Here is a 7,910-nt window from a genome sequence, read left to right on the forward strand (position 1 = left end):
GACCGTATACTCATTATTGAGTTGCGAATCTTTTTGGGTATTGTACCTTATTGTCATAAGATGTCAAGCAAATCTTGGATTAAATTCTGGCTCCCCAGAATTTTAGGTCTACCTACTATTATCTGCGATCGCAGCAGTTACATATCAGCATCTGCGATTAATTTCCAACGGGACTGGCCGGACTCGAACCGGCGACCTAGCGCTTCAGATTTGTGTGAGTTTCCCCACTCTCTGGACTATCCCTTCACCATAAGCACTCATAGAATGCTCTTAGGTGGTGGCCGTTATGTTCAAGAAGTCGTTTAATCCAACTCCCAAAACCAGTCTCTGCACCTTCTCCAACCGTAGGGGTTAGAGCTTGGCTCAAGATTACCTTATTCATGGTTCACATAAACTTAGGCTTCCTTGAGTTTGACCACATTCACACAAGGGGTTTCCCCACATGGTGCCCGATTCTTCAGGAGGCGCTTGCTCTATCCATCTGAGCCACAGCCCCAGTCATTTACTCTATGGTAACAGATTCTTGTGCTTATATGTTGATTTTTTAGACAATTTTAAAAAATTTGCCCGCCAAGTTAGCCCCAAGGGGTTGACAAAAGCCGGGGATTTCTGGTATTATATTGACATACTCTTACATAATCGGATATTTTCCAAAATAAAAAAACTGTCAATATTGCCATTATCATATAATAGTAGCATGAGTCTCCCCAAAAAGCTACCCCCTCCCCCAAAAAATGATTTTTTTTAACATTGCTTAATTTTTTGTTACAAAACTTAACATAACTATCAATGAACCCAGGTTTCATCCCAGGGACCACCTCCAGTTTCCAGGCCACAGAGGGAACTATGGGCTTCCAGAATTAAGCGTCCCTGTTGTCGGAGTTGTAGGGTTACTTCACCTTTCATAGTATCGCGACAGCAGAATTGCAAGCCATGATGAGTAGGGGCGCGTAGAGGAGTACCGGGGTAGGTAGTGGTAGCCTGGAGGGAAACTTGAAACCGTCCGTTGTCAGCTTGAATGTGCCAATCTCCCCAGGGTGCAATTTGCCAGTGAACTTGAGCATTCCAGGGGACAAACTCATAAAATTGACCGCGATAGTGAATACCGACCATAGCGACGGATTCGAGCCACCACAATACCGATCGCTTTCCGCCGCCTGCTGTGAGAGCCAAATCAGGAATATGGTCAAAACAGTTGCAGTTAACCCAAAACCACTTTCGAGGAAATGCGCCGCCCCAGTTTTTCTCACCGTAAGCGGGGGCGTTAGTAAACTGATAGAGTGTGCCATTCCAGTCAATCCAGCCAGTAGCCGAACCGTGAGCCATTAATATTTGCCATCCCGGTTCAAAAATCGGCAGAAATGATAGCCAGCCAGCGGTTGACTGTTGTTGTCCCCACCCATAAACGGGAGTGATAGTATATTCCCAACTACAGTTACGGGTTCCATCTTTGAGGCGACCTTGATGGTGGGTATCAGTTCCCTGATATCCTTGACGAATAAAGCGATCGAATAGTTGAGAGTCGAGATATCCGGGGGCAGATTTTAGGTCAGTGTCTCCCCAATGACCCAGAGCTAGGGTGTCGGTAGATGCCCAGAATTTATTGACATCAGGGAAAGTCCGACAGAGGTACTGGTCATCTGGTCCTAAAATTTGGGCAGCACCGCCGCTGTGGGGTTGTCCGCCGCTGGGGTCTTCAATGGAGTACATGAAGGCGAAAGTTTGACGGGGTTCGGGGAGAGTGACCCGATAATACCAGCCTTCAAAAAAACGGCGATCGCCGCCTTCCCAGTGATAACCATTGTGGGGGGTAGATAGAGCAGTAATGGGTTTCAAATCAAACATGGCAATCATAAAAACTCCTGTCTGGAGATTAGCGTTGGTGGCGGCTATGCACCGAAACCGTAGCCTTTCCTATTCCCGTTATTTACAGTTAGCGACGGTTCGCCTGGACGGACGACCGGCTAATCGGACGGTAGTATTTAGGGGGTTTATGACTAAGGGCGATCGCCTTAAATTTGTGACGGACACCCGCAGCCAAAAGGTGATAGAAATTGCCGAAAATCCTTGGGGTGAGGCTTGCTGGTATTTTCCGAAAACCCGAGAACAGTTCCGCATCTCTGGTCAGTTAACCATACTAGAGTACGCAGAGCATCTATGTGATCAGAGTTGGCAGGAGTTATCAGAGGCAGCCAAAAGTCAATTTTTCTGGCCGGATCCTGGTCAACAGCGCCACGGCGAAAGCCGCGCTAATTTTGACCCTCCCGACCCCATTCCCCAACAGCCACCCCCCAATTTTTCGGTCCTGCTGCTAACACCTGAGCGGGTAGATCATTTACAATTGCGCGGCGAGCCCCAGAATCGGACAATTTATGATGCTCAAAGTAATGGCACTTGGAAAGGGAAGGCGGTCAATCCTTAAATACCAGAACCGTCTAAAAATTCTTGGATGGCTCTGTTTTTAATCTGACAGCTAGAGCGCGTACCTTCAGAGGTAGTTAAGGTTTGATATTGTCCGTTATAGGTGCGGAAACCTGCTCCTACAGGGACTTTTTCCACCAACGCCACCCGTTCTTGCTGTAGGGATTCCATTTGCTGCTCTAGGGTTTCAATGCGATCTAGCAGAGTCCGAATGACTACGGCTTCTGAGTCAGGTAAACTGCCATGTTCAAGGGGGTTAACTTTGACACCGGAGCGGTAAACAATGCGACCAGGAACCCCTACTACTGTGCAGTTAGAGGGAACATCCCGCAAGACTACGGAACCCGCACCAATGCGGACATTATTACCAATTTGGAGATTACCGAGAACTTTGGCTCCGGCTCCGACGACTACATTTTCCCCTAGGGTGGGGTGACGTTTACCGCTTTCTTTACCTGTACCGCCGAGGGTTACGCCTTGGTAAATTAAGCAGAAGTCTCCGACAATGGCTGTTTCTCCAATGACTACACCCATACCATGATCGATGAAGACACCTTGACCTATGGTAGCCCCTGGGTGGATTTCAATGCCTGTAATAAATCGGGACAGGTGAGATATCAGACGGGGAATTAGGGGTAAACCGATACAGTACAACCAGTGAGCGAGACGGTGAAATAGCAACGCTTGCAGACCGGGGTAGCAGAACATGACTTCTAGCCAGTTCCGAGCGGCAGGGTCGCGATCGAAGATAATGCGAAAGTCGGCTCGAAGGGTCTTTAGCACAATCAATAACCAGTTTCTGTTAAACAAATTACTTATCTATGTTAACGGATGAGGGGCTAATACAAAAGTTTAAATGTCAGGATGTGATCAATTTTACCAGAAAGTTAGAATTTGGTAGATGGACACATACAGTAGTATAGGTTCATGATGGCCTCAAACGCCCAATGGTCGGGGGATACATCAGAAAAGGGAATTGGTAGCAGGTCAAAGCGTTTGGTAGCACAAGCATTTCTCAATGTGGCTTGGTCAATTTGAGCGATCGCTTTTGGTTGGTCCACTACAACAGGATTAACTGAACTGAGGGACTCACGGCTATTGTCGGTGGTTTCGGTGGTTTGGGCGGAAACGGGGGCGATCGCAGTTATTATCAATAAGCTGAGGGGGATTAACTCTTGTGCTTTCATCGGAAAATTTAAGCTCTCATTATGGGGCTATCTTCTTTAGTATAGCTGTTTTGATTCGGTTTATGGGGTGGTGAGTCTGCTTTCTGGTACGTTTAAGGATATGGTAGCTGTAGCCACCTGTATAGAGCAGGTTAACCAATAGGATTAGGGTTTGACCTAGGGGCGATCGCACTTGGGAAAATACTGTATAGCTTGACCATAATACTAACAGCAATTCCATTAGGGACACTAGGGAGCCATAATGTCGGGGGTCCCAGTAGGAAATTGGGCTGATAAAACGGTAGTTACTGAGCGGGAAAAAATGGCGATGGGCATCATCGTTATGAACTGGCAAATCTAATAAGTTATGCCAAATTATACTTATACACAAAACTTGAGCTATCAACCATCCCAACTTAAAGGCGATCGCCCAGGCTAAAATCGCCAAGGGGATAGAATGAAAAATAGCCACAATCCTTTGTATATGCTGGGAGTTATAAGCCTCTGACCAGATTTGAGATTCTGGCATTTTGGCGATAAATTTTGCCCAACCGTAGAATACAAAGATGGGAATATCTGGTAAAATACCTCCTAAAACAATGAATAAATTAGCATCGGGTTGGCTGGAATTTGCCAATAAAGCCAGATTAATAATTGCGTGACTGGGGGTATTCATAACCAAAATTAATTTTAGGGAATCAGAGTCAGGCGACCATTTTGCACATAATCAAAAATGCGATTAATTTGATGGCGTTCTAAATCATTAATCTGAGTGTCTGACAAGATAATTGACATTAATCCCAGATATTGGAGATAGGTCAGTTTCCCGGAAGTTAAGATTTGATTAATTAGTTGAGTAGGCGTTGTGGTTGAGTTTTGCTGATTATTCCAAGGCATAGTTTGGGCTTATTTACGGTTGAGTTAGGGATGGATAATTAATTTAGTCTGCCATTATCAATACTACCGGATTTTCCTGTCAATCATCAATTCCCACGATGCTTGTGGGTAAGGTTGGGGAGAGCCAATAAGTATAATTAACTATTGCTCATGGCTATGAAAGCGGCAAGTGAGAATGAAGTTGGAGTTTTGTAAAGTTATGTTAAGGTGTGTTGCAATACGTCACAAGTCTGAACAGAAACCTCCCCCTTGGCTGCAAGTTCGTGTTAGGATTTTGGCTTAGTAACTGACGAGATAAATTTTTGGGAGAAGACCTTTGACTCTACGGGTTGCTGTTGTCGGATCTGGTCCTGCGGGTTCATCCGCAGCCGAAACGCTAGTAAAAGCTGGAATTGAAACCTATTTATTCGAGCGCAAACTGGATAACGCCAAACCCTGTGGTGGTGCTATTCCTCTGTGTATGGTAAGTGAATTCGACCTGCCACCCGAAATCATTGATCGGCGGGTCAGAAAAATGAAAATGATTTCCCCCTCTAACCGTGAGGTGGATATCAATTTAGAAAATGAAAACGAATATATCGGAATGTGTCGTCGGGAGGTCCTCGACGGTTTCATGCGTGACCGTGCTGCTTCGTTGGGTGCTAACCTAATCAACGGTACTGTTCACAAATTAGAAATCCCCGCCAGCAGTGGCGAACCTTACACGATCCACTACAATGATCATTCTAGTGGTGATGCGGTAGGAACTGCCAAAACCCTGAAAGTAGATCTCGTCATTGGTGCTGATGGAGCTAACTCCCGTGTAGCCAAGGCTATTGACGCTGGGGATTATAATTATGCGATCGCCTTCCAAGAGCGGATTCGCATCCCGGCTGATAAAATGGCTTATTACGAAGATCGGGCGGAAATGTATGTAGGGAATGATGTTTCCCCGGACTTTTACGCTTGGGTGTTCCCGAAATATGATCACGTGGCGGTAGGAACCGGAACCATGAAGGTTAACCAAGCCATGATCAAAAAGCTGCAAGCTGGAATCCGTGCCCGCGCAGCCCATCGGATTGAAGGTGGTAAAATCATTAAAGTGGAAGCTCACCCAATTCCAGAACATCCCCGTCCTCGTCGGGTTGTGGGAAGGGTAGCCCTGGTGGGAGATGCAGCCGGAACCGTAACTAAGTCTTCTGGTGAAGGTATCTATTTTGCGGCTAAGTCTGGTCGTATGTGTGCTGAAACCATTGTGGAAACTTCCAACGCCGGTCAGCGTATCCCCACTGAAGATGATTTGAAACTGTATCTGAAACGCTGGGATAAACAGTATGGCATGACCTACCTAGTGCTGGATGTCCTGCAACGGGTATTCTACCGTTCTGATGCAAGTCGGGAAGCATTTGTAGAAATGTGTTCTGATCTCGATGTACAACGGATGACGTTTGACAGCTATCTGTATAAGACAGTTGTTCCGGCTAACCCGTTAGTACAAATGAAGATCACAGCCAAAACTGTGGGTAGTCTGCTACGCGGTCACGCCCTAGCGCCCTAGCGCCCTAACCTAGTTTAACCGAAAGTTACCGCCCCGCTCTCATCTCAAGAGACGGGGCTATCTTTTAGTTAAATATCTGACCAGCTATGGGCGGGTCAGGGGGGGTTATAAAGAATCTGTAATATAAAGGCGATCGCAGAACCCGCGGCTATTAGGTTATTGGTGAAAAATCAATGAAATCTAACAGGTGATGAGCTAATTGTAACTTAGTGCATCCGCTGATGTTCTGTTTTCTGCCATGGCGCGCGAGTAAGATAGCTTGGTTGGTGTCGCTACCAAAACCCGCCCCAGGTTGGTCAATGGGGTTAGCAACGATCGCATCTAAGTTTTTGCGCTGCAATTTTTCCCAAGCGGGGGCTAAAATATCTCCAGTTTGCGCCGCAAAGCCAACTAACTGCTGGTCGGGGCGTTTTTTTTGTGCCAATTGAGCGACAATATCGGGTACTGTTTCCAAGTCTAGTTGTTGAGGAAGCGATCGCTTAGGTAACTTTTCCGGGTGATAAGCCGTAGGTCGGACATCAGCGACCGCCGCCGCCATAATAGTCAGGTTGGCTGCGGGAAATAATGATAACATTGCCTCGGACATTTGCTGGGCGGTAGTCACACTAACTAAGGTAACCTCTGATAGAGTCTCCACCATCTCCAGATTATTCATGGGACCATGTACCATTGTCACCCGTGCGCCTCGGTGGACTGCGGCTTGAGCGATCGCTATTCCCATTTTACCAGTAGCGGGATTACCAATAAACCGCACCGGGTCTAAATGTTCGCGAGTTCCCCCGGCGGAAATCAGGACTTGTTTATTAGCGAGATCTCGATTTCCTTGGGTATGGAGTAGGGAATAAATATGGGCTAATATTTGTTGAGGTTCTGCCATACGTCCGGCTGCTGACACCTCAACTGATTGGCTGTCGGTATTATTAGGGGTATCGCAGGCGAGAATACCAGGAATGGGAGTAATGCTGTGAAAGCGACTATCTGTTAAAAGTAGTTGCCAATTTCGCGCCACCGCTGGCTGTTTCCACATTTCCCGGTTCATAGCTGGAACCAACAAAATCGGACAGGTGGAAGCCAAAACCGTATTAGTGAGCAAGTTATCCGCCATTCCGGTGGCTAGTTTACTGAGGGTATTGGCGGTTAGGGGTGCAATGACGAAAATATCAGCCCATTGTGCCAACTGAATATGAAGGGGGCGACCGTGGGTAGGCTGCCAAAAGTCGCGATCGCTATAACTGCGATCGCGCGATAAAGTAGCTAAAGTTAGGGGGGTAATAAATTGTTGAGCCGAGTCCGTGACGATAGTACGAACTTCCGCCCCCGATTTTGCCAAAGTGGAAACCACCTCACAAATTTTGTAGGCGGCTATTCCACCAGTTACCCCAATTAAAATACGTCGCCGGTCGGACATAAAAGCTAATAGCTGTATTAGTGATATTTGGTAGGCGCAGAAACCGGGTTTCTCACTAACCGATTTTTCCAGAAACCCGGTTTCTATATACTCCCACCCTGGGGAAATTGTGGTTTTGGGGTATCCTAGAATTCTTTAGGCTTCGTCATAGGCTTCTAAATCCAATAAGTGAATATAAGGTTCAACCAATTCTGGACGCTGGAAAGCGATCGCTCTGAGTAAATGCCAATCCTGCAATCCCTCAAATGCGTTGCTGTAATTATCCACTTCCAAGCGGGAAGCTAACTGAGCCACATCATCTGCTGTCAATGCGGAAATCTTGGGCGAAGATTGAGTCAACATTTCCATCTCGCAATACCTGATACATTTACGCGACATTTTTCCGGTTGTTCCCGGACAATGCGACGATAGCACTATTACCCGTTAAGATAACAGAGGCGGTATCCCGCAAAGCTTTTAGAAAGATTCCAAAAGCACCGTA

10 protein-coding genes are annotated in these 7,910 nt (G+C 46.6%); 3 read left to right on the forward strand and 7 right to left on the reverse strand.

The window, feature by feature from the left end:
* A partial coding sequence (locus P5683_RS20815; protein WP_315640985.1) for a hypothetical protein occupies positions 1 to 306 on the forward strand: 306 nt, incomplete at its 5' end.
* A gap of 480 nt (positions 307 to 786) precedes the next feature.
* Here P5683_RS20815 and P5683_RS20820 read toward each other — a convergent pair.
* Positions 787 to 1,854, reverse strand: a complete 1,068-nt coding sequence (locus tag P5683_RS20820; RefSeq protein WP_006621065.1) for a tocopherol cyclase family protein — start codon at positions 1,852 to 1,854, stop codon at positions 787 to 789.
* Here P5683_RS20820 and P5683_RS20825 point away from each other — a divergent pair.
* Complete coding sequence (locus P5683_RS20825) at positions 1,844 to 2,422, forward strand: Npun_F5749 family FMN-dependent PPOX-type flavoprotein (protein ID WP_315640983.1); 579 nt, start codon at positions 1,844 to 1,846, stop codon at positions 2,420 to 2,422. The genes P5683_RS20820 and P5683_RS20825 overlap by 11 nt on opposite strands.
* Here the strand turns inward: P5683_RS20825 and cysE are convergent.
* From cysE to P5683_RS20845, 4 genes are all read right to left on the reverse strand, one after another.
* On the reverse strand, positions 2,419 to 3,204 hold the full coding sequence (cysE, locus tag P5683_RS20830; RefSeq protein WP_006670809.1) for a serine O-acetyltransferase: 786 nt from the start codon (positions 3,202 to 3,204) through the stop codon (positions 2,419 to 2,421). The two genes, P5683_RS20825 and cysE, sit on opposite strands and share 4 nt — an antisense overlap.
* Before the next feature lie 104 nt (positions 3,205 to 3,308).
* Positions 3,309 to 3,608 (reverse strand): hypothetical protein, encoded by a 300-nt coding sequence (locus P5683_RS20835; RefSeq protein ID WP_006621068.1) that lies wholly within the window; start codon positions 3,606 to 3,608, stop codon positions 3,309 to 3,311.
* A 19-nt stretch (positions 3,609 to 3,627) separates the two neighbouring features.
* Complete coding sequence (locus P5683_RS20840; protein ID WP_006621069.1) at positions 3,628 to 4,263, reverse strand: hypothetical protein; 636 nt, start codon at positions 4,261 to 4,263, stop codon at positions 3,628 to 3,630.
* A 14-nt stretch (positions 4,264 to 4,277) separates the two neighbouring features.
* Complete coding sequence (locus P5683_RS20845; protein ID WP_315640982.1) at positions 4,278 to 4,484, reverse strand: hypothetical protein; 207 nt, start codon at positions 4,482 to 4,484, stop codon at positions 4,278 to 4,280.
* Between the two features lie 316 nt (positions 4,485 to 4,800).
* Between P5683_RS20845 and chlP the strand changes: the two genes are divergently transcribed.
* The gene (gene chlP / locus P5683_RS20850) at positions 4,801 to 6,021 is read left to right on the forward strand and encodes a geranylgeranyl reductase (protein ID WP_006621071.1); all 1,221 of its coding nucleotides are present in this window, start codon (positions 4,801 to 4,803) and stop codon (positions 6,019 to 6,021) included.
* Between the two features lie 151 nt (positions 6,022 to 6,172).
* Here chlP and coaBC read toward each other — a convergent pair whose 3' ends face one another.
* Positions 6,173 to 7,429: a bifunctional phosphopantothenoylcysteine decarboxylase/phosphopantothenate--cysteine ligase CoaBC gene (gene coaBC, locus P5683_RS20855; RefSeq protein WP_006621072.1), complete on the reverse strand. Its 1,257-nt coding sequence runs from the start codon at positions 7,427 to 7,429 to the stop codon at positions 6,173 to 6,175.
* Positions 7,430 to 7,564: 135 nt separating this feature from the next.
* A complete protein-coding gene (locus tag P5683_RS20860; RefSeq protein WP_006617626.1) occupies positions 7,565 to 7,777 on the reverse strand; it encodes a DUF2555 domain-containing protein in 213 nt (70 codons plus the stop codon).
* Positions 7,778 to 7,910 lie beyond the last annotated feature (133 nt).

Source organism: Limnospira sp. PMC 1279.21 (genome assembly GCF_032349615.1).
Lineage (GTDB): Bacteria > Cyanobacteriota > Cyanobacteriia > Cyanobacteriales > Microcoleaceae > Limnospira > Limnospira fusiformis.